The organism is Rhodoligotrophos defluvii (genome assembly GCF_005281615.1).
Lineage (GTDB): Bacteria > Pseudomonadota > Alphaproteobacteria > Rhizobiales > Im1 > Rhodoligotrophos > Rhodoligotrophos defluvii.
In genome coordinates, this window is sequence record NZ_SZZM01000001.1 from 691,101 (window position 1) to 716,791 (window position 25,691).

Annotated in this window: 20 protein-coding genes, 1 pseudogene and 1 riboswitch; of the genes and pseudogenes, 7 read left to right on the top strand and 14 right to left on the bottom strand. The window is 61.5% G+C overall.

All coding sequences use genetic code 11. From position 1 onward, the window contains the following. Nucleotides 1–32: 32 nt before the first annotated feature. Together E4P09_RS26680 and E4P09_RS26430 are read left to right on the top strand one after the other, a co-directional pair. Nucleotides 33–521, top strand: a pseudogene (locus E4P09_RS26680) (DUF1801 domain-containing protein); the annotation flags it as partial. Next, the gene (locus E4P09_RS26430) at nt 519–974 is read left to right on the top strand and encodes a DUF1801 domain-containing protein (protein ID WP_239025083.1); all 456 of its coding nucleotides are present in this window, start codon (nt 519–521) and stop codon (nt 972–974) included. The pseudogene E4P09_RS26680 and the gene E4P09_RS26430, both read left to right, overlap by 3 nt. Before the next feature lie 55 nt (nt 975–1,029). Here the strand turns inward: E4P09_RS26430 and E4P09_RS03315 are convergent, their stop codons facing one another. Continuing rightward, complete coding sequence (locus E4P09_RS03315) at nt 1,030–1,431, bottom strand: hypothetical protein (RefSeq protein WP_137388140.1); 402 nt, start codon at nt 1,429–1,431, stop codon at nt 1,030–1,032. A 114-nt stretch (nt 1,432–1,545) separates the two neighbouring features. Further along, nucleotides 1,546–1,872 (bottom strand): hypothetical protein, encoded by a 327-nt coding sequence (locus E4P09_RS03320; protein WP_137388141.1) that lies wholly within the window; start codon nt 1,870–1,872, stop codon nt 1,546–1,548. 432 nt (nt 1,873–2,304) lie between these two features. On the opposite strand from E4P09_RS03320, the gene E4P09_RS03325 reads away from it, so the two are divergent. Then, entirely contained in the window at nt 2,305–3,462 is a 1,158-nt protein-coding gene (locus tag E4P09_RS03325; RefSeq protein WP_137388142.1) for a GNAT family N-acetyltransferase/peptidase C39 family protein, read from the top strand. Next, on the top strand, nt 3,459–4,934 hold the full coding sequence (locus E4P09_RS03330) for a RimK family ATP-grasp domain-containing protein (protein ID WP_137388143.1): 1,476 nt from the start codon (nt 3,459–3,461) through the stop codon (nt 4,932–4,934). The genes E4P09_RS03325 and E4P09_RS03330 overlap by 4 nt, the downstream gene beginning before the upstream one ends. Nucleotides 4,935–4,963: 29 nt before the next feature. Here E4P09_RS03330 and E4P09_RS03335 read toward each other — a convergent pair whose 3' ends face one another. The 4 genes from E4P09_RS03335 to E4P09_RS03350 all read right to left on the bottom strand — a co-directional run bounded on the left by E4P09_RS03335 (nt 4,964) and on the right by E4P09_RS03350 (nt 12,115). Next, nucleotides 4,964–5,524 (bottom strand): hypothetical protein, encoded by a 561-nt coding sequence (locus E4P09_RS03335; protein WP_137388144.1) that lies wholly within the window; start codon nt 5,522–5,524, stop codon nt 4,964–4,966. A 215-nt stretch (nt 5,525–5,739) separates the two neighbouring features. After that, a complete protein-coding gene (locus tag E4P09_RS03340) occupies nt 5,740–8,463 on the bottom strand; it encodes a YadA-like family protein (protein WP_137388145.1) in 2,724 nt (907 codons plus the stop codon). A gap of 253 nt (nt 8,464–8,716) precedes the next feature. Beyond that, nucleotides 8,717–10,573 (bottom strand): phosphomethylpyrimidine synthase ThiC, encoded by a 1,857-nt coding sequence (thiC, locus tag E4P09_RS03345; RefSeq protein ID WP_137388146.1) that lies wholly within the window; start codon nt 10,571–10,573, stop codon nt 8,717–8,719. A gap of 56 nt (nt 10,574–10,629) precedes the next feature. Beyond that, nucleotides 10,630–10,755, bottom strand: a riboswitch (TPP riboswitch). 67 nt (nt 10,756–10,822) lie between these two features. Beyond that, nucleotides 10,823–12,115, bottom strand: a complete 1,293-nt coding sequence (locus E4P09_RS03350) for an adenylosuccinate synthase (RefSeq protein ID WP_137388147.1) — start codon at nt 12,113–12,115, stop codon at nt 10,823–10,825. Nucleotides 12,116–12,306: 191 nt separating this feature from the next. Here E4P09_RS03350 and betC point away from each other — a divergent pair, with 191 nt between their 5' ends. Both betC and E4P09_RS03360 read left to right on the top strand, forming a co-directional pair. After that, nucleotides 12,307–13,863 (top strand): choline-sulfatase, encoded by a 1,557-nt coding sequence (gene betC / locus E4P09_RS03355; RefSeq protein WP_205041999.1) that lies wholly within the window; start codon nt 12,307–12,309, stop codon nt 13,861–13,863. Between the two features lie 92 nt (nt 13,864–13,955). Further along, on the top strand, nt 13,956–14,426 hold the full coding sequence (locus E4P09_RS03360; protein ID WP_137388148.1) for a DUF992 domain-containing protein: 471 nt from the start codon (nt 13,956–13,958) through the stop codon (nt 14,424–14,426). A gap of 137 nt (nt 14,427–14,563) precedes the next feature. Here E4P09_RS03360 and serA read toward each other — a convergent pair whose 3' ends face one another. The 3 genes from serA to E4P09_RS03375 all read right to left on the bottom strand — a co-directional run bounded on the left by serA (nt 14,564) and on the right by E4P09_RS03375 (nt 19,396). Further along, on the bottom strand, nt 14,564–16,144 hold the full coding sequence (serA, locus tag E4P09_RS03365; protein WP_137388149.1) for a phosphoglycerate dehydrogenase: 1,581 nt from the start codon (nt 16,142–16,144) through the stop codon (nt 14,564–14,566). A gap of 39 nt (nt 16,145–16,183) precedes the next feature. Beyond that, complete coding sequence (locus E4P09_RS03370; RefSeq protein ID WP_137388150.1) at nt 16,184–17,356, bottom strand: phosphoserine transaminase; 1,173 nt, start codon at nt 17,354–17,356, stop codon at nt 16,184–16,186. A 681-nt stretch (nt 17,357–18,037) separates the two neighbouring features. Beyond that, a complete protein-coding gene (locus E4P09_RS03375; protein ID WP_137388151.1) occupies nt 18,038–19,396 on the bottom strand; it encodes a pectate lyase in 1,359 nt (452 codons plus the stop codon). Between the two features lie 205 nt (nt 19,397–19,601). Between E4P09_RS03375 and E4P09_RS03380 the strand changes: the two genes are divergently transcribed. Further along, nucleotides 19,602–20,837 carry a glycosyltransferase gene (locus E4P09_RS03380; protein ID WP_137388152.1) on the top strand — a complete coding sequence of 412 codons (1,236 nt, stop codon included), beginning with the start codon at nt 19,602–19,604 and terminating at the stop codon, nt 20,835–20,837. Nucleotides 20,838–20,890: 53 nt separating this feature from the next. Here E4P09_RS03380 and E4P09_RS25850 read toward each other — a convergent pair whose 3' ends face one another. The 5 genes from E4P09_RS25850 to glmM form a co-directional block, all read right to left on the bottom strand. Beyond that, complete coding sequence (locus tag E4P09_RS25850) at nt 20,891–21,082, bottom strand: hypothetical protein (RefSeq protein ID WP_170984208.1); 192 nt, start codon at nt 21,080–21,082, stop codon at nt 20,891–20,893. Between the two features lie 560 nt (nt 21,083–21,642). After that, nucleotides 21,643–22,233, bottom strand: a complete 591-nt coding sequence (locus E4P09_RS03390; RefSeq protein ID WP_137388154.1) for an outer membrane protein — start codon at nt 22,231–22,233, stop codon at nt 21,643–21,645. 213 nt (nt 22,234–22,446) lie between these two features. Beyond that, on the bottom strand, nt 22,447–23,031 hold the full coding sequence (locus E4P09_RS03395) for an outer membrane protein (protein WP_137388155.1): 585 nt from the start codon (nt 23,029–23,031) through the stop codon (nt 22,447–22,449). Nucleotides 23,032–23,335: 304 nt separating this feature from the next. Beyond that, nucleotides 23,336–23,968, bottom strand: coding sequence for an outer membrane protein (locus E4P09_RS03400; RefSeq protein ID WP_170984209.1), 633 nt, complete (start codon nt 23,966–23,968; stop codon nt 23,336–23,338). A gap of 356 nt (nt 23,969–24,324) precedes the next feature. After that, nucleotides 24,325–25,680 (bottom strand): phosphoglucosamine mutase, encoded by a 1,356-nt coding sequence (glmM, locus tag E4P09_RS03405; RefSeq protein WP_137388157.1) that lies wholly within the window; start codon nt 25,678–25,680, stop codon nt 24,325–24,327. Nucleotides 25,681–25,691 lie beyond the last annotated feature (11 nt).

Sequence of the window (25,691 nt, forward strand, 5' to 3'; positions counted from 1 at the left end):
AAGCGCGCAGATCCTCTCGAAGGGATGGATCAATGACCGATAACGGCACCGAAAAGCCCTCTGCCGCCGCCCGCAAGACGCCCCCGAAACCGGTGAGGCCTGCAAGCAGAGCAGCCGCCAAACCATCTGAAGCAAAGGCGGCCAAGCGCCCGTCTCGCGCTAAAGAAAAGGCCGTCTCGGCGAAGGCCAAAGTGGAATCCTCGTCGAAATTGATTGACGAGAGGATACAGGAGCTTGGCGACTGGCGAGGCAAGACACTCCAGAGAATACGCGAGATCATGAAGGAAGCAGATCCGGAGATTATCGAGGAGTGGAAATGGGAAACCCCCGTCTGGTCTCGCAATGGTCTTATCTGTACGGGTGAAGCCTACAAGAATACCGTCAAGATGACCTTTGCCAAGGGAGCGTCCCTGAAGGATCCTTCGCGCCTATTCAACGCCAGTCTCGAGGGAAAAGTCAGGCGGGCCATCGACATTCGTGAGGGTGACAAGCTCAACGAAAAAGCCCTCAAGAACCTCATTCGTGAAGCCGTTGCGCTAAACCTCGGGAGCAAGAGTCCTTCCCAGGCTGAAAAACCGGTCCTCCTCACAGGCGGGAATCCTCAGATCCCCAAGGGCGACGGCGACGCCCCCGTGCAGGCCTATATCGCGGCCATGCCGGGCTGGAAGAGCGATATCGGGCGCCGCCTCGATGCGCTCATCGAGCGCACCGTCCCTGGCGTGCGCAAGGCGGTGAAATGGAACTCGCCCCTCTACGGGATCGAGGGCCAGGGATGGTTCCTCGGCATCCACTGCTTCACGAAATACATCAAGCTGGCTTTCTTCCGCGGCGCATCGCTGCAACCGGTCCCGCCGGTCGAGTCCAAGGACAAGAACACGCGCTATTTCCACATCCACGAGGGCGACCGGCTCGATGAGGAGCGCCTGGCGCGTTGGATCAAGCAGGCATCGCAGCTGCCCGGCTGGATTCCGTAGGGCCGGCAGACTGGCACGCGCTTGCGATGATCCAGCACCCGCCAGTCGCGGTTCCTCACGAACAGTAGCTATCCACGCGCAACCAAGACGCGTCTTCCAGCTGCGGAGGCACACTTCCAAACCAGTATGAAGCCGCCTGAGTAGTGGTATAGTCCATTTCTATTCTCACATGGCCACGTCCACAATCCTCATTATCGTGAATTTCCGGATATTTCTCACGCAAGACTGAATACATTTTCTTCAGTGAGTGCGCTTCGCTGAGGGGATAGAATCGAATTTCATTGACATATTCACGCGATCTGCTGGAAACATCTTGCGTTTGGCGTGCAACCCGAAGGGTGCCATGAGTGAGATCGCCAGTCGCATCCCTGGTATTCTCTTCTCTGTGAGCCAAGTGCAGCATGCAGCGAGCACCCCGAACCCCAGCCTCTGTCGATAAGACGAGCTTGCTTGCCATCGCTTTCTCCGTCGTTCGGCTTCAACATCCCGATGCTCTGCGACGGCAGAAACACGCGCCTTACGGCCAATCTGAGTTGATTTTCTGATCAGTCCATGTCGACGTGCTCAATTGTCATCCAACGCCATACTGGGCCTCGACTTGCATAGGGGTTGCTGATGACCAGTATTCTTCGGCATTGATCCAACAATAACCGGCAATGTCGGCCGGAATTTCTTCGATAGGCCCATCGTGGGACTCGGAAACGCGCTGAGGTGAAAACGCAATGTAGACTTGGGTTTGCTTGCACTCCGAGGTCTCGCATTCTGGAAAGTAGGCACGCATCTTTTGGATCACGGCTTGTACCGTTTCGGGCAGATTCGATTCGCCCAGTGCGAAGGCGCTGAGATGAACACTCGTCTTGCTTGACCCATCAGCGATTTCGGTGGTGGTCAGGGTCACGGCCACGCTCCTCGCCTTATCGCTCGCTGCGAGGGCGGATCCGGACTGGCACGGTTTGGAACCCGCAATTGCTCTTAGCGAGGGTACGGCGGCTGGCTCTTGGGTCTCGGTGCTCGTCATAAAAGCTTGTCCATTGCTAATCTATCCTAGGACGCGCAACCTCCGGGCGCCATGCGGCCGATATGAGGTTTTTCGAGGCCGAATTTGTGTTGCCACCGGCGCCCGAGGCCCGCGCACAACCATTGCCAAACCTTGGCGGAAAGAATTCGTCGGCGATCCAGGATTGCCCCTTGAACTCCGCCGTGAACGGCGCGATATCAGCGCATCCGGGTTGGAACGGCGCGGCAGTTGCCTCCGGCGTGCAGGACGCGAAGTCTGGCCGCTGCATCGACGTGAGAAGGCTTGCGTTGGCGGTCCCGTGGAGCGCGGTTGATGAGCATCGCAATGACGTCGATACAGGCTTCGTCAGGCCGCGAGCCCTCGGCTATTTCGCTGCGCCTTGCAGAACCCTCGGATATTCCCGTGCTCGTCGCTCTCGAGAATGCCGTCTTCGAGACGGACCGGATCAGCGCGCGCAGCTTCAAGGACTTTCTGCGTTCCGATTCAGCCGTGGTCAAGGTGGCCGAGTTGAATGGCAGGGTGGCCGGCTATGGGATCGTTCTTTTTCGACGCACTACATCCGTCGCCCGGGTCTATTCCATTGCGGTTGCGCCATTCGCGCGCGGCCGCAAGATCGGTGAGCATCTGATGCGGGCGCTGGAGGCCTGCGCGACGGAACGCGACGCGCTGTTCATGCGCCTCGAGGTCCGGCCCGACAACCACGCTGCCATCGCGCTGTATCAGCGCCTCGGCTATCGTGCCTTCGGCCGCTTCCTTGATTACTATGGCGACCATTCCGATGCCTTGCGCTTCGAGAAATCGCTGCTCTCGCACGCGCCGACCATCGTGCGTCAGGTGCCCTACTATCCCCAGAGCACCGATTTCACGTGTGGCCCGGCGGCAATGATGATGGCCCTGGCGGGTGCCGGCGCCCCTGTCGAGTTCAGCAAGCGCTTCGAGATCGGGCTGTGGCGGCAGTCCACCACCATCTTCATGACCTCCGGCCCGGGTGGATGCGAGCCTTTGGGCATGGCCGTTACGCTCGCCTGCATGGGACTGAAGACGGCTGTTTATGTCAGCAACACCGGACCGTTGTTCCTGGACGGCGTGCGCTCGCAATGGAAGCGCGACGTCATGATAACCGTCCAGGAAGAGTTTCAGGAGCAAGCTCGCGCCTTGGGCGTGCCGGTGCATTATCGGCCGCTGAGCATGACGGAGCTTCGCGAAGCGCTGAAGCGTGGGGCCTGCGTGATCGTGCTGGTTAGCGCCTATCGCATGTATCATGAGCGCTCGCCCCACTGGATCCTGGCCTATGACTGCGATGACAGCTACGTTTTCGCCCACGATCCCTGGGTCGACCCCGAGAGCTATGAAATTCCAGCCTCCAAGGCGGCCGTGGCGATTCCGGTCAAGGAGTTCGAGCGAATGAGTGTTTATGGCAAGTCGCGCCTAAGGGCAGCCGTGATCGTGGAGCCTGTCGAGCACAGATGAGCTGGCTAATTCTCGTCGACCAGAACCGCGACTTCGCCAATGCCGACACGCCGCACAAGGTGATGACCTCGCGGGATTATCTTTCCCGGCCCAATCTCTTCGGCGAAATGAAGCCGAAGATCATCAATCTCGCGCGCAACTACTCCTATCAAGCCACCGGCTATTATTGTTCGTTGCTGGCGGAAGCGCGCGGACATCGCATCATACCGTCCGTCGAGACCATGGTGGAGCTGTCCAAGAAAACGCTCTACAAGCACGCGCTCCCTGAGCTGGAGGACACGCTCAATCGCTGTATGGAAAAAAGCAACGGGCACGGCGGACCCAGAACTGTTCCGGACGAAATCCTGGTCTGTTTCGGCCTGACGGTGGATCAGAACCTCAGCGCCTTCGGACGGCTGCTGTTCGACTGGTTTCGCGCCCCCATTCTGCGGGTCCAGCTGGAGCAGAACGGCCAGCCCACCCCGAAGCGGATAAAGAAGATCGGCTTGGAGTCGGCAAGCACCCTCAAAGGTAACGAGAACGACTTCCTCCGGCAGGCACTGGATGCCTATACCCGGCGCGCCTGGCGGGAGGCCAAGACCCGCGTGCCGGCGAAATATGCCCTGGCCGTGCTGTATGATCCGCAGGAGCGGCTGGCCCCCTCCAAGGAGACCTCGCTCAAGTATTTCGCGAAGGTGGCGGAGAAGCACGGGGTGGAGGTGGCACCGATTACCAAAGGCGACCTTGACCGGCTTGCAGAGTTCGACGCCCTGTTCATTCGCGAGACCACCTCGATCGACAACCACACCTACCGCTTCGCCAGACGGGCCCAGCAGGAAGGTATGCCGGTCATCGACGATCCGCAGTCCATGATCCGCTGCACCAACAAGGTTTATTTGGCGGAGCTGTTGACCGCGCACAAGCTGCCGACCCCGAAGACAGTGATCGTGCAGAACATCCGCCAGGCGGATGAGTTGCCGGACCAGCTCGGTTGGCCCGTGGTCTTGAAAATACCGGATGGGTCGTTCAGCCGAGGCGTGTTCAAGACCGAGAGCCCTGACGCCTTGCGTGAGAAGATCAAGAGCCTGCTTGAGGAATCCGATCTGCTCATCGCCCAGGAATACGTGCCGACCGCCTTTGACTGGCGCATCGGCGTACTCGGCGGCGAGCCGCTCTTCGCCTGCCAGTACATGATGGCACCCCACCACTGGCAGATCGTCAAGCACGAGCCGGGAAAGGCGCCGGACGAAGGCAAGTTCAAGTCATTTCCGGTGAGCGAGGTGCCGGAGGCGGTCATGAAGACAGCTGTGGCGGCAGCGCGGCTGATCGGCGACGGCCTGTATGGCGTCGATCTCAAGCAGACGGAACACGGCCTCTACATCATCGAGGTGAACGATAACCCGGACCTCAACCACGGTATCGAAGATCTCGCCGAGAAGGACGCAATCTGGGACAAGCTGATCAGCTGGTTCGTCACCAGGCTGGAGGCTTGAGTGCGGCGCCTTTGCCGCGCAATCGCTGTCTACCGCCCGCTGCGCGGACCCGGCCAGCGCCGCGGCACCGGAAATTCCGTGATGTCAGGTGGCGTTATCGCCGGAGCACCAGCCGGTTCGACCGCCTGGCCCCGAGCTGGTTGCGCTGAAGTGGCCCGTTCGGGCGTTGCCGGGCTGGCAGTCAGCTTGATTTCATAGAGCGCCCATCCACGGTCCGCCTCATAATTGAAGGCCAGCTCGAAGCTCACCTGAACCGTTTGGCCCGTCAGCGTGCCGGCCAAACTCAGCCGCCCTTTCCGGTCGACGACCGGCGCCCGCGAGAAGGATATGGGGCTGTTGGTCAGGGCCGTCAGATTCATGCCGCTGAGCCGCCAGCCCTTGAAGATCTCCGCTAGCTGCTCCGCTGAGTTGGCATCTTGGAAGTGCTGCGAGGCGAGCTGCCGGAGGACCGTATAGTTCCCGGTGCGGTTCGCCTGGTCCACCGCGATCAAGGTCGCGCGGATAAGAGCGAGGATTTCGCCGCTGGCCGGAGGGCGCTGCGGCTGATCCAAGCCGCTCGCCGCCGCTGTGACCGTCGGGGAGGCGGCCACTGGCTCTGCCGTCGGAACCAGCAACAGGGAGAGCGCTACGCCGGCACGGGCAACGGCAGCAGTTTTTCTACGCAATGTACGCATTTTACAACCTCAAGGCACGAACTCGCCATAAGGTTGCATTGCGGTGAAAAAATGTCGGCGTCAGACCGGTCGAAAATGCCGGACTGCGCACAAACAGTCCGGCACCGGATCCAAAGATAAGTCATCCCGCTCTAAAGCGCCCAGGAGACGCCAAAGCGGTAGCCGATCGTGCCCTTGTTCAATCCGACACCCAGACCGGTCGATACGATCACATTGGGAGCGAGGCGCATACCCGCGGCGAATGCCATGGCCTGCTTGCCGCCAAAACCGCCGAGGTTGGCTGAGAACGCCACCTTCTCGAAATCCGGCAGAGGACCCGCGAGGGCGAGAGCCATGGCAATGCCTTCCTCGGCCTCGTCCATTCGGTGGTCGAACTGTTCCATCCTGGCATTCAACGAGCCGAAGCCGCTCTCGAGTGCATCCATCCGCTGATTCACCTGGCTGAAATGACCGGATAGGAACAGATCGTTGTAGTCCTGCGGAGTGAGCGACCCGAGATAGTCACCATCCCCGACGACCACCACCTTGTAATCCTCCCTGTTGCCGGCCGGCTTCGTGTTCCCGAGGCCCCGCGCCTGAAAAGTGCTCCCATCCTTGCGGCCAAGAGCAACGCGGCGCCCGTCGTTATCGACTTCGATCACAGCGGTCTTCTTCTGCAGCTCGTTGATCTGGCCGCCCTGGGCCACCAAACCGACCTCGAGCTCGCCAGTCTTGGTCCGCAGGTCGGCGATCTGCCTGCCTTGAGTTTTGAGGCCGGCCTGCAGACCGGTGATCTGCCCACTCTGGGTCTCAAGTCCCTCTTTCAGACTGGACGTCGCCTTGTTGACCTCGCTGAACTGCTCGGCGGTTTTGACCTGGTGATCGCTCAGATCGCTCTCCACTCGGTCGAACCGCTGAGCGGTTGCCGACCTATGCTCATTCAGTTCAGTCTTCTGGCTGTCCAGCCCATCCTGCAGAGCCGCAGTCGTCTTACCGACCATTTCGAACCGCTGAGCCGTGTCGCTCTTATGGGTGTCTAGATCAGTCCTGAGACCGGTCGCCGTCTCGTCAACCTTCGCAAACCGTTGGGCTGTCGCATCGTTCTGAGCAGCCAGCTCAGTCCGCAGACCGGTCATCGCCTTTGTAACACTCTGGACGCGTCCATTCGCTTCCTTGCTGACCGCCCGCAGCTGCTCCTTCTGCTGATCGACATCAGTCCGCAATTCACCCGTTTTCGCTTGCAGCTCGACGATCTGCCCGCCCTGAGTATGCAGGCTGGTCTGCAGCTCGGCCAACTGCGCAGAACCGATCCCATCCTGACCTCCCGGCTCCCCGCTAGCGCCAGATGAAGGCACTCGATTTTTCAAGTCGTTGAGAAGGCTGTCCGCCTCGCTTTTTACATGTTCCACTTTCTCGGACACACCATCATAGAGACGATCGATCTGCCTCTTCGTGTGCTCCGCATGCTGCTCGACATATTTCTCTTTGTTCGAAACGTATTCTACAAATCTGTTACTTTCATCGACGGATGATTTCCTGAGCGCCTCTCTCGACTCGCTCGAACTCGTAATAAATCTCTCCGCCTCTTGGTTGATGCGTCGCCGAGCGTCCGCCGCGTGATCCGCGACCGTTTTTGTGGCTTCTTCTATGCGCTTGAAATAGGCCTGAGCGTCGGTCTCGCCCGCTCCGCCCGACGGTGCGACAACACTGCCGAGATCACGCTTTACGCGTGTCAGCAGTCCGTCATAGCTGGTGGCCGAGAGCTTGCCGTCACCGTCGGTGGTGACGAACGCGCCTTTCCACTCGCGGATCTGATCCGGCGAAATATTCTGCCAGTTGTCATGGCCCAATCCAGGCATGACATAGGAGTGGTTCTTCGTGCCGAGCACGACCTGGTATTTTGCCGTCGCCTCTGCGCCATAGCCAATCGCAACAGAGAATGGCGCCAGTGCCTTGCTGTTCGTCCCCAGCGCCATGGCCCCCCGACCACGCTCGGACAGTCCTTTGTCGGTCTTGAAAAGGCCGCTTTCCGTTCCGGCAACCGCACCCGCACCGAAGGCGACTGACTCCTCCCAGTAGGCGTGAGCGTCTCGGCCAACCGCGTTTGCGTCTCTTGCCTTGCTGTAAGAATAGGCCCCGATAGCGATAGCGCCGGGTCCATGGGCCCTTGCGCCAGCACCCACAGCGGCGTTGGGATCTCTTCCACCTATTGCCACACCGCCGCCGCCGGTTGCCTCAGCGGCATAGCCGATGGCGACTGAGCGGTCCTCCATGGCCCGCGCTTCCTTGCCGATGGCGGTCGCGCCCATCGCATGGGCCTTGGCAGAATTGCCCACCGCGGTCGCGCCGATGCCGGGCGCCTCCGACCAGACGCCGATGGACGTGGCCGCCTCCCCAAGGGTTCTCCTCTTTCCTGTCTCGGGATCCGTCCACCCGTATTTCCCCCCTAGCAGGACACTGCCCCCGGGCTGACCGACTGTGGCAAAGTACAGACCTTCACCCGCTCTGTCGGTGCCCTTGCAGACCATTGCCGGATCTTGCGCTGTCCCGCCTGATTTCTTGCGGGGCACGAGATCGCAAATGGCATTACCCTTGCCCCCGCTCAGCACTACATTTTCAGGGCCGGGCACGGCGAGCGATAACGTCTGAGGCGCCTGCTCACTTGGCCTGTGAGACAAGCCCGCTCTATCCTGCGGATCCGCGGCCTGGCGCATCACGGCGCCCTGCTCCCACGGCACCGGCGCGCGAGGAGGTTCCTGAGCAAAAGCCGCCGAAGCAGTGGCCACGAGAGCAGCCACAGCAACCCCGGCCGAAAGTAAAAATTCTGATTTATGAGCGCGCGACAGTACAGTGCGCCCCGAATCCCGCAGCAACATAAGCAATTCTCCAAAGTGAATCAGGAGTAATATCGTCTGAACTGATCAAAAACTGCGAATCAACAGCATCAATCTCTTTGAATGGTTTGCGCTGCGGTATCGGCCCACCATGACGATATATTGAATGATTAAAGGCAAAATTGTGCCCGAATTCTACCGGCCACGATCAGAAGGAGAGCAGCAGCCATCGCCCAAAAGAAAAGGCGGCGCGAGAGACCCGCGCCGCCTCGCATATTTGTTTGCGCCCAAGCCCTCAGGCGGAGGGCTCATCCGGCCGCGGCACATAGACCTCGGCCCCCATCTCCATGAATTTCCGGGACATTTCGGCCATGCCGAAGGTCTGATCGTTCAGCTTGGCTGCATAATCGCGCACGTCCTGGGTGATTTTCATCGAGCAGAACTTAGGGCCACACATCGAGCAGAAATGTGCAACTTTATGGGCTTCCTTGGGCAAGGTCTCGTCGTGAAAGGCCAAGGCCCGTTCCGGATCGAGTGACAGGTTGAACTGATCTTCCCAGCGGAAGCTGAACCGCGCCCGCGACATGGCATCGTCCCACGCCTGCGCTGCCGGGTGGCCCTTCGCCAAGTCGGCCGCATGGGCCGCGATCTTGTAGGTGATCACCCCTTCCTTCACGTCGTCCCGGTTGGGCAGGCCGAGATGTTCCTTCGGCGTGACGTAGCACAGCATGGCCGTGCCGAACCAGCCGATCATCGCCGCCCCGATGGCCGAGGTGATGTGGTCATAGCCCGGCGCGATATCGGTCGTCAGCGGCCCCAGGGTGTAGAATGGTGCCTCGCCGCACTCGCGCAGCTGCTTCTCCATATTCACCTTGATCTTGTGCATGGGCACATGGCCCGGGCCCTCGATCATCACCTGACAGCCCTTGTCCCAAGCGATCTTCGTAAGCTCCCCAAGCGTCTCCAATTCGGCGAACTGCGCCGCATCGTTGGCGTCCGCGATCGAGCCCGGACGCAGCCCGTCGCCCAGGGAGAACGACACGTCATATTTCGCCATGAGATCGCAGATCTCGTCGAAATGCTCGTAGAGGAAGCTCTCCTTGTGATGCGCCAGGCACCACTTGGCCATGATCGAGCCGCCGCGGCTGACAATGCCCGTCACCCGGTTGGCGGTTAGGTGGATATAGCCCAGCCGCACACCCGCATGGATGGTGAAATAGTCCACCCCCTGCTCGCATTGCTCGATCAGCGTGTCGCGATAGACCGGCCAGTCGAGCTTCACCGGATCACCGCCCACCTTTTGCAGCGCCTGATAGATCGGCACGGTGCCGATCGGCACCGGGCTGTTGCGGATGATCCACTCGCGCGTGTTGTGGATATTGCGGCCGGTGGACAGGTCCATCACCGTGTCCGCCCCCCAGCGGATCGCCCAGACCATCTTCTCCACCTCCTCCTCCACGGAGGAGGTCACCGCCGAATTGCCGATATTGGCGTTGATCTTCACCAGGAAATTGCGGCCGATGATCATCGGCTCGAGCTCGGGGTGGTTGATGTTGGACGGAATGATGGCGCGCCCGCGCGCGATCTCGTCGCGCACGAATTCCGGCGTGACGAACTGGGGGATCGCCGCCCCGAACGATTCGCCATCGGCGATACTTTGCGCAGCACCGGCCAACGCCTGCTCGCGCCCGAGATTCTCGCGGGCGGCCACATAGATCATCTCCTTGGTGATGATTCCCGCGCGGGCACATTGCAGCTGGGTCAGCGGCCGCGAGCCATCACCACGCAGGGGCCGATGGCTGATCGGGAAGGCCTGGGCCAGGTGTTTGCCCCCCACATTGCCGTTGTCTTCGGGCTTGACCATCCGGCCGTCATAGGCCTCGATGCCGCCGCGCTCGCGCACCCAGGCCGTGCGGGTGCGCGCCAGCCCCTTCTGCACGTCGATGGTCACGCTCGCATCAGTGTAAGGGCCGGAGGTATCATAGACCCGCAGCGGCGGCTCGCCGGCGCTCGGATGCAGGCTGATCTCCCGGAAGGGGACCCGCAGGTCCGGCGCGGCCGCGGGCGAGACGTGAGTTTTGCTGCTCGCCGGCAGCGGCCCGGTGGTCACTTTCGGAATGCTGAAATCTTTAATCTTTGCAGGCTTGTTCATGGCAGATCTCCTCAGGCTTGAAGGAGATCCGGGAAACGGAGGCGGAGCTGGAGGAAAGCAAGAACAGGTTCCAGTCCCTTCGCCGGCATGACCCGGATCAGGTTCGAAGGGTTCGCTTTGTGGAAGGCTTGTGGGGCCCTCCGAGCATCTCAGCGCCTTGCGGCGCACCCCTCGGAACGCGTCTTCACTGTGCGGGATATCGGCGCCGCGCGCAAGGGCCGCGCGTCGTCCATCTGCAAATTGGGGGGGTCAATCCTCGAACGGGTCGTGCATGAGAATGGTATCGTCGCGTTCGGGGCTGGTGGAGAGCAGCGCCACCGGACACTCGATCAGCTCCTCGATGTGGCGGACATATTTCACCGCCTGGGCCGGCAGATCGGCCCAGCTGCGTGCGCCATGGGTCGATTCCGACCACCCCTCCACCGTCTCGTAGACCGGCTGCACGCGCATCTGCGCCGCTTGGCTCGCCGGCAGATGGTCGACCCGCTCGCCATCGAGCATATAGCCGATACAGATCTGCAATGTGTCGAACCCGTCGAGCACGTCGAGCTTGGTGAGCGCGATGCCATTGATGCCGCTGGTCTTCACCGTCTGGCGCACGAGCGCGGCATCGAACCAGCCACAGCGCCGCTTGCGCCCCGTCACCGTGCCGAACTCCCGTCCGCGCTCGCCCAGCCGCTCGCCGATCGCATTGGTCTGCTCGGTCGGGAACGGCCCGGCACCAACACGCGTCGTATAAGCTTTGGCAATGCCGAGCACATAGCCGATCGCGCCTGGCCCAAGCCCAGAGCCGGTGGCGGCCTGCCCCGCCACGACATTGGACGAGGTGACGAACGGATAGGTGCCGTGGTCGATGTCCAGAAGCGCGCCCTGGGCGCCCTCGAACAGGATGCGGTGGCCGGAACGGCGCTCCGCATCCAGCAGCAACCACACCGCATCCATGAACGGCAGCACCTTCGGCGCCACCGCGCACAGTTCCGCATGCAGTGCGGCCGAATCGATTTCCGGCGCGCCAAGCCCGCGACGGAGCGCATTGTGATGGGCAAGCAACCGCTCGATCTTGGCCCCGAGCGCATCCACGTCCTGCAGATCCATCACCCGGATGGCGCGCCGCCCCACCTTGTCCTCATAGGCCGGCCCGATGCCGCGCCGCGTCGTGCCGATCTGTCCCGCGCCCGCCGCCTCTTCGCGGATGGCGTCGAGCTCCCGGTGCAGCGGCAGGATCAGCACCGCGTTCTCCGCAATCCGCAGGTTGTCGCGCGAGACCTCGACCCCTTGGCCACGCAGGCGCTCGATCTCGTCGCACAGGGCCCACGGATCCACCACCACGCCGTTACCGACCACCGAGAGCTTGCCAGGGCGCACGATGCCCGACGGCAGCAATGACAGCTTGTAGGTCTTGCCGTCGATAACCAGGGTATGGCCGGCATTATGGCCGCCCTGGAAGCGCACCACCACATTGGCGCGTTCGGAGAGCCAGTCCACGATCTTGCCTTTGCCCTCGTCGCCCCATTGGGCGCCGACCACGACCACATTGGCCATACCGGTGCGTCCTCGTTTCAGCCAGCAAACGGGGGGTCTATAGCGCGATTGTCCGAGCACCCCAAGCCCGGATCTCGACCATCATGCCGATATTGTCCTCGCCCGCGTCGGTCGCGTGAGGCAGACGTCGACGCCAAGACCATAATGTATATACAAGCCCATACCACCTGGGATGTGAGGGAGGGTAACCCGTGCAGCCGAACATCGTGCTGATTATGCTCGATCAGATGAGCCCGCAATCGCTGCCGGTCTACGGACATAAGCTTGTCCGCACGCCCAATATGTCGGCCCTCGCCGACGACGGCGTGGTGTTCGAGAATTTCTATTGCAACTCCGCCCTTTGCGGTCCCTCCCGCTTCTCGATGATGGCCGGGCAGCACAACAGCCGTATTCAGGCCTTCGACAACGCCTCGGACTTCCCCGCGGCCATACCCACCTTTGCCCATTACCTGCGCTTGGCCGGCTACCGCACCTGCCTCTCCGGCAAGATGCATTTTGTGGGACCGGACCAGCTGCACGGCTTCGAGGAAAGGGTGACCACGGATGTTTATCCCGGCGACTACGGATGGACCCCCACCTGGGATGATCCGGCCCGCATCCATTGGTGGTTCCACAACATGCTGAGCGTGATCGAGGCAGGACCCTACGACCGCACGCTGGAAATCGACTATGACGAGGAGGTGGCCTGGCAGGCGGAGCGCTGGCTCTATGACGCGGCACGCGCGCGAGACCGGCGGCCGTTCATGCTCACCGTCTCCTACATGCACCCGCATGATCCCTATCTCGCGCCACGCAAGTTTTGGGACCTGTACCGCGGCGACGATATCGACATGCCGGCGGTTTCCTATATCCCCGTGGAGCAGCGCGATCCGTTCAGCCGGCGCATGTGGCAGCTTTACGACCGCGGCGAATATGAGGTGACCGACGAGCACATCCGCGCCGCGCGTCATGGCTACTATGCCATGACCTCCTATGCGGATGACCTCGTCGGCCGTATCCTCGCGCCGCTGCGCCAGCTCGGCCTTGCCGAGAACACCGTGGTCATGGTCACCGCCGACCATGGCGACATGCTCGGCGAGCGGGGCTTGTGGTTCAAGATGGTGTTCTATGAGCGTTCTATCCGCGTGCCTCTGATCATGCACTGGCCCGGCGCGCTCCGCCCACGGAGAGTCTCCCAGAACGCGTCGCTTGTCGACCTGCTCCCCACCTTGCTTGATCTGGCGGGCCCACAAGCCCCTGCCCTCGCCGGGCCGATAGACGGCAGCAGCCTCATGCCTCTTGCGCAGGGCAGTGCGCAAGGCTGGAGCGACACCGTGATCGGCGAGTATTTCGCGGAAGGCACCACCGAGCCGGTCTTCATGATCAAGCGCGGCCGGTTCAAATACGTCACGGCCGAAAACGACCCGCCCCAGCTCTTCGACACCGAATCTGATCCGCACGAGCTCGCCAACCTGGCGTCCGATCCGGCCCATCAGGCGCTCGCAGCGGAGTTCGCCGGGGAAGCCGCCCGCCGTTGGGATAGCGCCGCCCTGCGCGAACGGGTGGTTGCTTCGCAACGCGCGCGCCTGCTCGTGCAGCAGGCTTTGCTGACCGGCCAGATCACTCCCTGGGACTATCAGCCTCGCATTGACGCCGCCAAGCAGTATAATCGCAACTACGGCGGCGAACTCTACGATACCGACCGGCGGGCACGTATTCCCTATCGCGAGGAACCACCCAAGACAAAGCAGGATCGGCCTGCGCCGTGATCGCCATCCTTTCGACGCGCTTGCGGCCGATTGCTCCGCCGAAATGGCGCGGTATAACCCTCGTTCCCAATTGAATGCTGGAGGTTTGGATTATGCGTTTCGTGAGCAGCGCGGTCGTCGCGACGAGCCTGGCATTGGCCGCCTTCACCAGCCCCGCTCAGGCCGGCGGCGTGAAGGTGGGCGTGCTGACCTGCACGGTGGCGGGCGGCACCGGCTTCATTCTGGGTTCGGACAAGGCCGTCGCCTGCGATTTCGTCGGCAACGGCCGCAAGGAATATTATCGCGGCACATTCCGCAAATTCGGCATTGATATCGGCACCACCAAGAAAGCCTATGTAAAATGGGTGGTGTTCGCACCCACCCCCCGCTTCAAGCGCGGAGCGCTCGCCGGCACCTATGCCGGCATCACCGGCGAAGCCACAGTGGGCGGCGGCGTGGGCGCCAATGCGCTGGTGGGCGGCGGCAGCCGCTCCTTCACCCTGCAGCCGTTCAGCGCCTCGATCCAGACGGGCGCAAACGTCGCCCTGGGCGTCGGCGCGCTGGAGCTGCGCTATGTGAAGTAGGTCTCTCCCTCCCCGCGTTGACGACGTAAACGGTTGAAAATAACAACCCGTCATGCCGGCCTTGAGCCGGCATCCAGAGCCACCAACGATTAGATTCAGTTGAAAGCATCCCTCCCCGCATTGCGGGGAGGATTTGCTCAAAACGCTAGTGGCTTGGCTTGGCGCACATGGGGCAGCGCTGCCACCTTGGCCAGCACGTCGGTCGGCAAAGCCTCGTCGATCTCCACCAGCGCGATTGCCTGCCGGCCCGGCCCCTCGCGGCCGAGATGGAACGTGGCGATATTGATGCCGGACGAGCCGAGCAGCGTGCCCAGCGCCCCGATGAAGCCGGGCTTGTCCTCGTTGGTCACATAGAGCATGTGGCGGCCGAGTTCCGCCTCCATGTTGATGCCCTTGATCTGGATGATGCGTGGCTTGCCGTCGGAGAAGACCGTGCCGGCCACTGAACGTTCCTGCCGCTCGGTGACCACGGTCAGGCGGATATAGTTCTCGAACGTCCCGCGCTGGGTCTGCAGCACCTCGTCCACCGCGATGCCCCGCTCGCGCGCGATGAGCGGCGCGTTCACCATGTTCACGTCCGACAGCATGGGGCGGAACAGCCCCGCAAGCAGCGCGCTGGTCAGCGCTCGGACATTCATCTCCGCCACATCGCCCGCATATTCGATGCGGATGGACTTGAGGCTCGTCTCGGTCAGCTGCCCCGCGAACGAGCCGAGCTGCTCGGCCAAACGCACGAAGGGCTTCAGCCGCGGCGCCTCCTCGGCGGTGATCGAGGGCATGTTCACCGCGTTCGACACGGCGCCATAGAGCAGATAGTCCGACATCTGCTCCGCCACCTGCAGCGCCACATTCTCCTGCGCTTCGGCGGTGGACGCGCCGAGATGGGGCGTGCACACCACGTTGGGCATGCCGAACAGCGGGTTGGCCTTGGCAGGTTCTTCCTCGAACACGTCCAGCGCCGCCCCCGCAACATGGCCGCTCTCCAGCGCTGCCTTGAGATCCGCCTCGACCACCAGCCCGCCGCGCGCGCAATTGATGATGCGCACGCCCTTGCGCGTTTTGGCCAGGGCGGCAGCATCGATGATCCCGCGGGTTTTGTCGGTCAGCGGGGTATGCAGGGTGATGATATCGGCCCGGCGGAGCAACTCGTCCAGCTCCACCTTTTCCACGCCGAGATCCACCGCCCGTTCCTCCGACAGGAACGGATCATAGGCGATCACCTTCATATGCAGGCCAATGGCCCGGTCGGCCACGATCGAGCCGATATTGCCGCAGCCGATGATGCCCAGCACCTTGCTGGTCAGCTCTACGCCCATGAACCGCGACTTCTCCCATTTGCCCGCCTGGGTCGAGGCATTGGCCTCAGGGATTTGGCGGGCCAGCGCCATCATCAGCGCAATGGCATGCTCGGCGGTGGTGATGGCGTTGCCATGCGGCGTATTCATCACGATCACGCCCTTGGCCGTAGCCGCCGGCACGTCGATATTGTCGACGCCGATGCCGGCGCGCCCGATCACCTTCAGATTGTGGGCTGCTTCCAGCACTTTGACGGTGACTTTGGTGGCGGACCGCACTGCCAGCCCGTCATAGTCTCCGATGATCGCGATCAGCTGGTCGCGGTCGAGCCCGACCTGCACGTCGGTTTCGATGCCGCGCTCACGGAAGATTTCGACGGCGCGATCGGACAGCTTGTCCGCAATGAGTACACGAGGGGCCATGCGAGCCTCCTGAAGAGAAAAAATGAGGAAAGATGAAGCTCAGGCCGCGCGCCGCGCCGCCTTTACCTGCTGGTAGGCCCAATCGAGCCACGGGAGCAGCGTCTCGAGGTCGCTCGTTTCCACCGTGGCACCGCACCAGATGCGCAGGCCCGGCGGCGCGTCGCGATAGGCGCCAATGTCGAACGCTGCCCCTTCCCTGTCGAGAGTGGCGGCTATGGCCTTTGGGATAGCCGCCTGCTCCTCCGCCGAGAGGCCGGCAATCGCCTGATCGGACAGCTTCAAGCAGACGGACGTGTTCGAGCGCGTGGCAGGATCCCGAGCGAGATGGTCGATCCACGGCGTGCGCGCCACCCAGTCGGCAATGACCTTGGCATTGGCATCTGCCCGTGCGATCAGGGCATCGAGGCCGCCAATCGCCTGGGCCCATTGCAGCGCCCTTATGTAATCCTCGACGCACAGCATGGAGGGCGTGTTGATGGTCTCGCCCTCGAAAATGCCGGCGATGAGCTTGCCGCCCTTGGTCAGCCGGAAGATCTTCGGCAGCGGCCAGGCCGGGCTATAGCTCTCCAGCCGCTCGATGGCACGGGGGCCCAGAATCAGCATCCCGTGAGCCGCTTCCCCGCCCAATGCCTTCTGCCAGGAGAAGGTCACCACATCGAGCTTGGCAAAATCGAGCCGCTGGGCAAAGGCGGCCGAGGTGGCATCGCAAATGGTGAGGCCTCGGCGATCGGCCGGAATCCAATCCGCATCAGGCACGCGCACGCCGGAAGTGGTGCCGTTCCAGGTGAACACCACATCCCTCGTGAAATCAACGGCAGTGAGGTCGGGCAGAGCGCCGTATTCCGCCTTGAGCACGCGGGCATCGGCCAGCTTGAGCTGCTTCACAACGTCCGTGACCCAGCCCTCGCCAAAGCTTTCCCAGGCCAAGAGGTCGACACCGCGCGCGCCGAGCATGGTCCACAGCGCCATCTCGACAGCACCGGTATCGGAGGCCGGCACGATGCCGATGCGGTGCGTGTCTGGCACCTCCAACACTTCGCGGGTAAGGTCGATGGCGCGTTTCAGCCGTGCCTTACCGTCCTTGGCGCGATGGGAACGGCCGAGAAAAGCGGAGTTGAGGAGTTCGGGAGTCCAGCCGGGGATCTTGGCGCAGGGGCCGGAAGAAAACAGCGGGTTCACCGGCCGCTGCGCCGGTTTCATCATGTCTGCCATGTGCAGCCACCCTTCCAGATAGCAGCCCCTCGTTGGGGAGGGGTGTCCCGCCGCCGCGTATAGCGGAGGGCAGCAGGAAAGGCAAGCGGTCCGCGCATTTTGCTCGTTTCTCGATTGCGGTCCTTGCCGGTTCTTGCTGCAAAAGCAGAACAGCGCCGGAATATGAGCCGTCGATTAGCACACCATTTGACACAGTGCATGGTGAGCCTGTTCACAGACCGTTCTCCAGCCCTCCCGCCCGGAGGTGCGGCAGGACCCTCACGATCAACCGCATTGCTGCGCCGAGAAGATCTGTCCTGAGTGCGGCATCGTCTATTATGTGCCGCAAGCGTTTTAGGATGAGTGCCTGCGTCAGGGATCGAAAAACCTGGTACTGTCCAACGGGCACGGGCGCGTCAATAGCGAGTCTACCGAGGATAAGCTTCGCCGCGACTCGAAAATCGCGCCGAGGCCGGTCCATGCCCGTGCTGCAACCGGCACTTCACCAATATGGAGCGCCATATCGCGACGAAGCACCCAGACTATTCTTCAGAGCCTGAAATGTTGTACCGCTCAAGGGTGGAGGCGCGGCATGATCCGCTGGTATGGGCCCAGCGCTGAGGATTTCGAGCGGCGCGTGTGGAGTTGGAGGCAGCTTTACCTACTCGCTAGCGTCGTATTCGACCCTGCGCCAGAGCGCGGCTAGCGCGGATAGCGGCCTTCGATTCGCTCATGCGAGAGCCATTGCGTAAACTCATCGAGATTGGTCCAGCCATCGGAATTGCCATCCAGCCACGGATCGAACCGGCCGACGACCGCGCCTAGCGAGGGCTCAAGGCCATCGGCCATACCATCCCTATCGCTGTCAGAATAGGGCCGGGCCGATCTCATTCTTGGCAAGCGGCCGGGTTCGGAGGTGATCGCACCGTGTCCGGGGCTACTTAAGCCTCCCATTTGTCCCATGAATTCCCGGTCGACTTCGTCTCGCGGAAATGCGCCCGCTCCTTGGCGAACCTCTGTGTAAGCCGCGAATGCCGAACCGATGCTCGGCGCTGCGGCCTCGCAGGAGGGAGTGTTGGTGATCCATTGTCGTGTGTCCGGAGCCACCAGTACGGGCCTGGTGTCGTGATGGGCGATGATTCTATTCCCGCGTTCAAAGATCACAGGTGAGGCCACACTCGCATCTCTATGCCATTTGATTGCAAATGTAATCTCGTTCGTGCTCGGCCCTGCCTTGAACACGTTGTCTCTTAAAATCACCGGCGTGCCGCCCGGAAATTGAGTGAAGATTTCGCTCCATTCGGAACGGGCGTTGAAGAACACGTTATTCGTGATTTCGATACAGGACCCGGCGTAGTGGTTGCTATCGGGGTTGCGATCTCCGTTCGATATGCAGGCATTTCGCCAGAAGGAAATGCGTTGCGGCGCGGTCGGGTCAGAACCAAGCAGCGCGCATTTGCTATGGTTTCGCAGTCCCTGGCCGAAGATGGAATAGGCAATCGTCAGGTCGGTCGTGTCGCCATGCGCGTTGATATTTTCATCGGTTGCCCATGATGTGGAGATATGGTCGAGATACACACGCAGGCTGTTCTCAATCGTGACCCCGTCGACATTCGGTCTTCCGTTTCCGATTTGGGGGCGCAAACGGAGATGGCGAACGATGACGTCATGCGTGTTTTTGATGACCAAGGGCGTGAGGTGAACGGTGCCCGGACGCTCCCGGACCGTTATGAGAATGCCGTCGCCGGGCGCCGTTTGACCGAGCACCGAGAGGAACCCTCCCTCGCGTTCGACCACCAGCGAGGAATGAAGCTCGATTATACCGCTGACCCGGAAAACGCAGGTCCTGGCACCAGAAGCTTCGATGCAAGCGCGCAGGCTGCCCGGTCCGGCATCGTTCAGGTTGTCGACGTAGATGATGCTGCCTGAGCGCCCGCCCTGGGCACTCCTTCCGAACCCCTGGGCGCCGGGGAAAGCATCTTGCCGCTCGAGATTTCCTGAGCCGAGTGCCAGTAGCGAACCGTAGATGCACGCGAAAGTGACTATGCCCGCACCGACCATGGATCGAACGGCCCTGAGGCTATGGAGGGGTGCATCTCGGCCTGGTTGCAGCGGCGGCATGGGCAGCATGAAGGAGAGACGCCTTTAAGCTTGCTACCGGCCAAATAAGCTGTGCGTCGTGTGCCGGGAAGTTCGGTATTTCCTGACTCAGCTTGCCCTTCCGAAGGCGCTTTATTCACGGAGGGAAGTTCAAGTAGGTCATACCATGAGTTTTATGCATTCCGGCGAGAATGGTGATTGGGAAAAGCTAGCCGTTCTCAACTGCATCACCGGCCTCAATATCGGTGGCGCCGAGCATATGCTGGTTCGATATATCCGCAACCTGGTCGGTGGTCCCTTCGAGTTGTCGGTGCTGTCTTTGATGACGCCAGGGGCTCTGCACCGGGACCTGCTCGCGCTGCATGTGCCGGTCGCTAGCCTCGCAATGGCGCGCACGCTTCCCTCATGGCGAGCCATCAGCGGTTTAAGGCAAGTCTTCGGTCGAATGCAACCAAGCCTGGTGCATGGATGGATGTATCACGGCAACATGGCGGGTTCCGTTGGGGCATTGCTGTCGTCGAAGCCGCCGGTGATCTGGAGCGTCCACCACTCGCTTGCGGACATCCATAATGAAAACGGTATGACTCAGGCGCTCATCCGCATGTCAGCAATCATGTCCAAATCGACCGCTGCCATCGTCTACTGCTCAAGAGTCTCGGCGGAACAGCACGAGAAGCTGGGCTATGATCCGGAGAAGCGGGTCATCATCCCCAATGGCGTTGATTGCAGCATCTTTCGGCCGCGGGCCGGCGCTCGCGACAAACTGAAAGCGACCCTTGGTCTCGGGGAGAATTGCCTCGTCATCGGCAATGTAGCGCGTGCCCACCCGATGAAGGATCACCGGACTTTAGTGAGGGCAGGCCACATCCTGGTGCGTCAGGGGCTGGACATCCACTTGCTGTTCGTAGGCGCTGACCATGAGAATGGGATTGTGATGGAGGAATCCGCGACGCTGGGGATCAGTGACCGGGTCAGCATCTTGGGGCCACAGGCGGACGTCAGCGAGATTGTCGCTGGCCTGGACATCTATGCATCCTCATCCGCTTGGGGCGAAGCATTCTCGCTTGCGATCCTCGAAGCGATGGCGTCCGGCGTGCCAGCGATCACCACAGATGTCGGTGATTGTGCGGAACTCGTCGGCGATGCCGATCTGACTGCACCACCAAGCAATGCAGAGGCACTTGCCGCTGTGCTCGGCCGCCTTTGTCAGGCTTCTCCCGACGAGCGCGCCGCCCGCGGCCTGCGTGCAAGACGCCGCGTTGTAGAAAGCTACTCGCTTGAAACCTATGTTCGCAGGCATATGCGGCTCTATGAGCGCGTGCTAGCTGAAGCTCGGCGGGTCCAGCCATCTCTGCTTGCTATATTCGGGACCTGGGGGATGCAATTGGGGGTCGTCGTTTAGCCGCACTTGGGCTTCTCAATACGAATCGCCCCATCCGCTGCTGGCTGGAGACACTAGATGAGGCTTGCCGCTGACGGGAACAATGCCAGCAGCCTGTCATTGAATCCGAACACCAAGGCGAAGGCGGCGAGAGCCCAGCGATTATCCAGGGCACCTAGAATGCCGGTCAGGATGCTGACGGCCGAGGCAATGCCGGCCCAAATGGTCGTATCCTTGATCAGCGGCGGGCCCGTCTGGTTCCACAAGCTCCACGCTTACATCGGCCGATTGAGGCGTTGAGATCTCTACCGGATCGTCTGTGGTGGCGTTGAAGTAGTCACCGAGCTTCTTGCCCGTGAACAGGCCACGCGCCATCCCCTCTGGGTGCCGCAGGACCCGAAGCTGGACAAGGACGCTATTGAGAAGGCGCTGAAGAACAAGCGCGACATGTCGGCGGGCGAATGAAACGGCTGGTCGATAGCTGCCATCCGTCAGACCTATGTCATGCGCTGGATGATGACGGAGTGGTGAACCGCCTGACGCCGAGTCGGCTCGCCCTTTTGATGAGCGCCGGGGTGGTCGGCGCGCCATCGGGCCAGCGCCGCGGCGGGAACATGGCCAGCGGCCCACATGCGTGGACCGTTTCCCACGGAGAGGTGAGCCAGCTGATAGTGCCAGACGAACCCCTGCCCGCTCGGGTCGTCAGAAGATCAGAGCAAGGCGCAAGCTGCGCCTGTGGGCGCGGCACTCAGTGGTTCGGCAGCCGGCGACATCCCCCTCGTCGCCGGCTTTCCCCCTTTGCCCCACCTCGAGGTGATTCGCCGCGTCAGAAACCAACACGAAAACCCGCCAGGATCGAGTGATCGGCAAAGTCCGGCCCGCTGACCATGATATCGCGATACCGATAGCCCAGATCCAATGACATCATTTCGGTCATGGCGAAATTGAAACCGGCATAGGCCGCCACCGCAAAGCCTGCTCTGTTCGAGCGATAGTCAAGCCAACCATATCCGACACCAATCCCCACATAAGGTGCAGCAAAATCGAAGACGGGCACCTCGAAATACGCATTCCCCAGCACTGTCCAGACATTCAGGTCTTCCGTTAGCGCCCTTCGTTCACGTGGTATGATTTCGTGGCGAAGATGTCCCTTGTAGGCGCCCGAGTAATCCCCGGTAATATCAAAGCGGACATATTCACTGAACTGATAGCCAAGCCCAACGCCGACCGCAAAGGCGTCGTCAGACTTGAAGAGACGCTCATGCAGGAAAGACCAACCCAGTTGACCACGGAGATAAAGGCCGCTCGGCTCGATCACGGGCGGCGGTGGCTCGATCGGAACAAGATCAGCCGCCGACGCGATGTTGCTTGCGGCACAGAGCAGCGCAGCAGCCCCGAACACTCCCAGATGCTTCATTCTTGCCTCTCCTTCCGATCAGCGGAAGCCCGTTCGCGTAAGTGACGTGGCAAAAGCTAACACATGCTGAGGTTGCTTAAATAGTAAAAATTCCCTCAAAAGTTGAATATACTCCGATGTGACACGGAAGCGACAAGGGACGTTAACCCACGGACAGCAAAGAAAAAGGCGGCATCGGAGATGCCACCTTCGCACGCCAATGCTCGGATCCCTTTAAAAGGCGAAGCGCAAACCTGCACGAACCGAATGGTCGAGGAAGTTCGGGCCGTCGATGAAAGCATCGCGGAAGCGATAGCCGACATCCAGGGTCACGCTGTCGCTGACCTTGAAGCCGACGCCGGCCATGGCTGCGGCCGTGAAGCCGTCCTCGCTATAGCTATGCTTGCCGTCCACCCAGCCGTAGCCGGCACCCGCACCGAGATAGGGCACTATGGTGTCGGACAACGGAATGTCCACATAGCCGTTCGCAAGCACCGTCCAGGCATCGATTTTGTTGTTGCCGACATCGTACTTGCCAGAATAATCGGCCGTGATGTCACCGCGGAAGGTGTTGTTGAAGCGGTAGCCCACGCCGAGGCCACCGGTAAAGGCATTGTCGTTCTTGCGGCCGATATCCGAGCTCAGGAACGACCATCCGAGATCGCCCCTCAGGTACCACCCGGCTTGATCATAGATAGGAGCAGGAACAGCCTCCTGCGGGGGAATATATGGCGCCGGCGCCAGATCCGCCGCCATCGCATAGCCGGCCGTCAGGCTCAGGGCCGTCAAGCCGAGCAGAGCCGATTTCAGCTTACTCAAAACAGTAACTCCTCCGCGCCGCGTAGCGCGCACTCACCACTTACCTCAACGCCGCCTCCGTGAACTCGCACAGTCGAGACGGCACATGACGACGGCTGGCGTTATGCTGCTAAAATGCGGCTAAAATCCGAGAGGGCCCGTTAACCATCCGTGAGGACCGTTCAACTTCTCGCGCGCAGTAAACAAGTTCTTACCAGTCGGATCGAGCCAGTTCGGCCGAAGACGAAACGCCCGCCACGGCGAACCGCGGCGGGCGGAGGCGGCTGGGAGAGAGAGGTGCCGCTGGTGTATTCTGTAGTCCCGCTCAGTTGAGGCGGAAGCGCAAGCCGACCCGGGCTTCGTGAGCGGTGATGCTGTCCACGTGGAAGTGGTCGGGTCCGCCGGACTTGGCGTCGCCCAGGTCGACATAGCGGTAGCCGACATCGACGGCGATGTTTTCCGTCACGTCGAAAGCAAGGCCGGCCTGGACGTTCCAGGCGAAGTCCGTGCTGCTGCCGGAACTCGAGAAGGGCGGCTTGTCCACATTGCTGATGCTGTGAAAGGCAACGCCCACGCCGCCGCCGACATAGGGCTTCACGAAGCCGAAATAGTCGAAATCCACATAGCCGTTGGCAAAGATGGTGCCGGTAGACAGCTTGGCATCGAGGCTGTTCCACTTGTCTTCGAGCTTGGAGTCGAAGCGGTATCCCCCCACGATGTCGGCGCGGAACATCGGCGTGAACTGGCAGCCCACGCCACCTTCGATGAAGCCGGAATCCTTCAGCTTCTCGCCGTAAGCTTTGCTCTTCTTGCCCCCGTGGTTCTTGTAGACATTCGGCCGCTCATGGAAGCTCGCGCCACCATCGACACGGAAGTAGATGCAGCTCGTCTCCGCCACCGGCTCGGGCAGCGGCGGCGGCAGGAGATCCGCGGCCAAAGCCGCCGTTGATGCCGACATCAGGAGGAAACCCCCACTCACCAAAACCTTCGCCGCCACTTTCATTGAAATATTCCCCATGATCACAGCGGCCCCGCAGGACACGGGACACGCGACACGCCAACGACAGATCCCCTCCAGCACGACACCAGGGCCGGCAGATCCATCCACTGCCTCCGGCAAGCTGTTGCTCGCTCGAATAACGTGTCTCAGTTATTAACCATAAGGATTAACAAGAAATTAAGCCTAACGGACCGTTGATGGGCGAGTTGTGGTGGAATTTAGACCCAGGTCTGTCCCGGCATAAGCAAAGTCGGCCCGCTGGAAAGCGCGCCGACTGCTAAGTCTACAGATTGTCTGGGATTTTGCTTTGGTTGCTAGGCAGCTGCTGCGCGCGCAGCGCTGTCCTTTACGGCTCCGGCAATATCGCGCACAACCGCGCGCACCAGCTTTTCGTCGTCGCCCTCACCCATGACCCGAATCACGGGCTCCGTACCGGAGGCGCGAATCACCAGGCGGCCATTGCCGGCAAGCCGTTGCTCGCCCTCGGCAATGGCGCTCTTCACCAGCGCTGATTCGAGAGGATTGCCGTCGGTATAGCGCACGCTGGTCAGAACCTGCGGTACAGGCTCGAAACAGGAGCATACCTCACTGACCGGCCGGCCGCTGGCCACCACCACGCCGAGCACCTGCAAGGCAGCGATCAGGCCATCGCCGGTGGTGGTGAAGTCGCTCAGCACGATATGGCCGGACTGCTCGCCGCCCACATTGAAGCCGCCGGTGCGCATCCGCTCCACCACGTAGCGGTCGCCGACCTTGGTGCGCTCCAGCGTGAGGCCAAGGTGTTGCAGACGGCGCTCGAGACCGAGATTCGACATGACGGTCGCCACCACGCCGCCGCCCGATAGACGCCCGGCCGCCGACCACGTTCCGGCGATCAATGCCAGCACCTGGTCGCCATCGATGATATGGCCCTTCTCATTGACGAGAATCACCCGATCCGCATCGCCATCAAGTGCTATGCCCACATCGGCGCGCAGCTCCCGCACCCGCTCGCACAACCGCTCGGGTGCGGTCGATCCGCACTTGTCGTTGATGTTCAAGCCATTGGGCTCGACACCGAGCGGGAAGACCTCGGCTCCAAGCTCCCACAACGCCGTGGGGGCCACCCGATAGGCTGCCCCGTTGGCGCAATCGACCACGACCCGCAGGCCCTCCAGCCGCAGCTCCTTCGGGAAGGTGCGCTTGGCAAACTCGATATAGCGAGCCTGGGCGTCCTCGATCCGCTTGGCGCGGCCAATCTTTTCGGACGCTGCCGGCTCGCCGATGCCCTCATGGATGAGCCGTTCGATCTCGTGCTCCTGATCATCGCTCAGCTTGTAGCCGTCTGGCCCGAACAGCTTGATGCCGTTGTCGCAGAACGGGTTGTGCGATGCGGAAATCATCACCCCGAGATCGGCCCGCAGCGAGCGCGTGAGCATGGCCACCGCCGGTGTGGGCAGCGGCCCGAACTGGAACACGTTCATGCCGACAGACAGAAACCCGGCCGCCAGCGCCGACTCGATCATATAGCCAGACAACCGCGTGTCCTTGCCGATCACCACCCGATGATTGTTGTCGTCGCGCATGAACAGGCGTCCGGCAGCCATGCCGACCTTCAGCGCCGTTTCCGCATCCATTGGCCATGTATTGGCCTGCCCCCGGATACCATCGGTTCCGAAATGTTTGCGCATCTGCGTTGGCT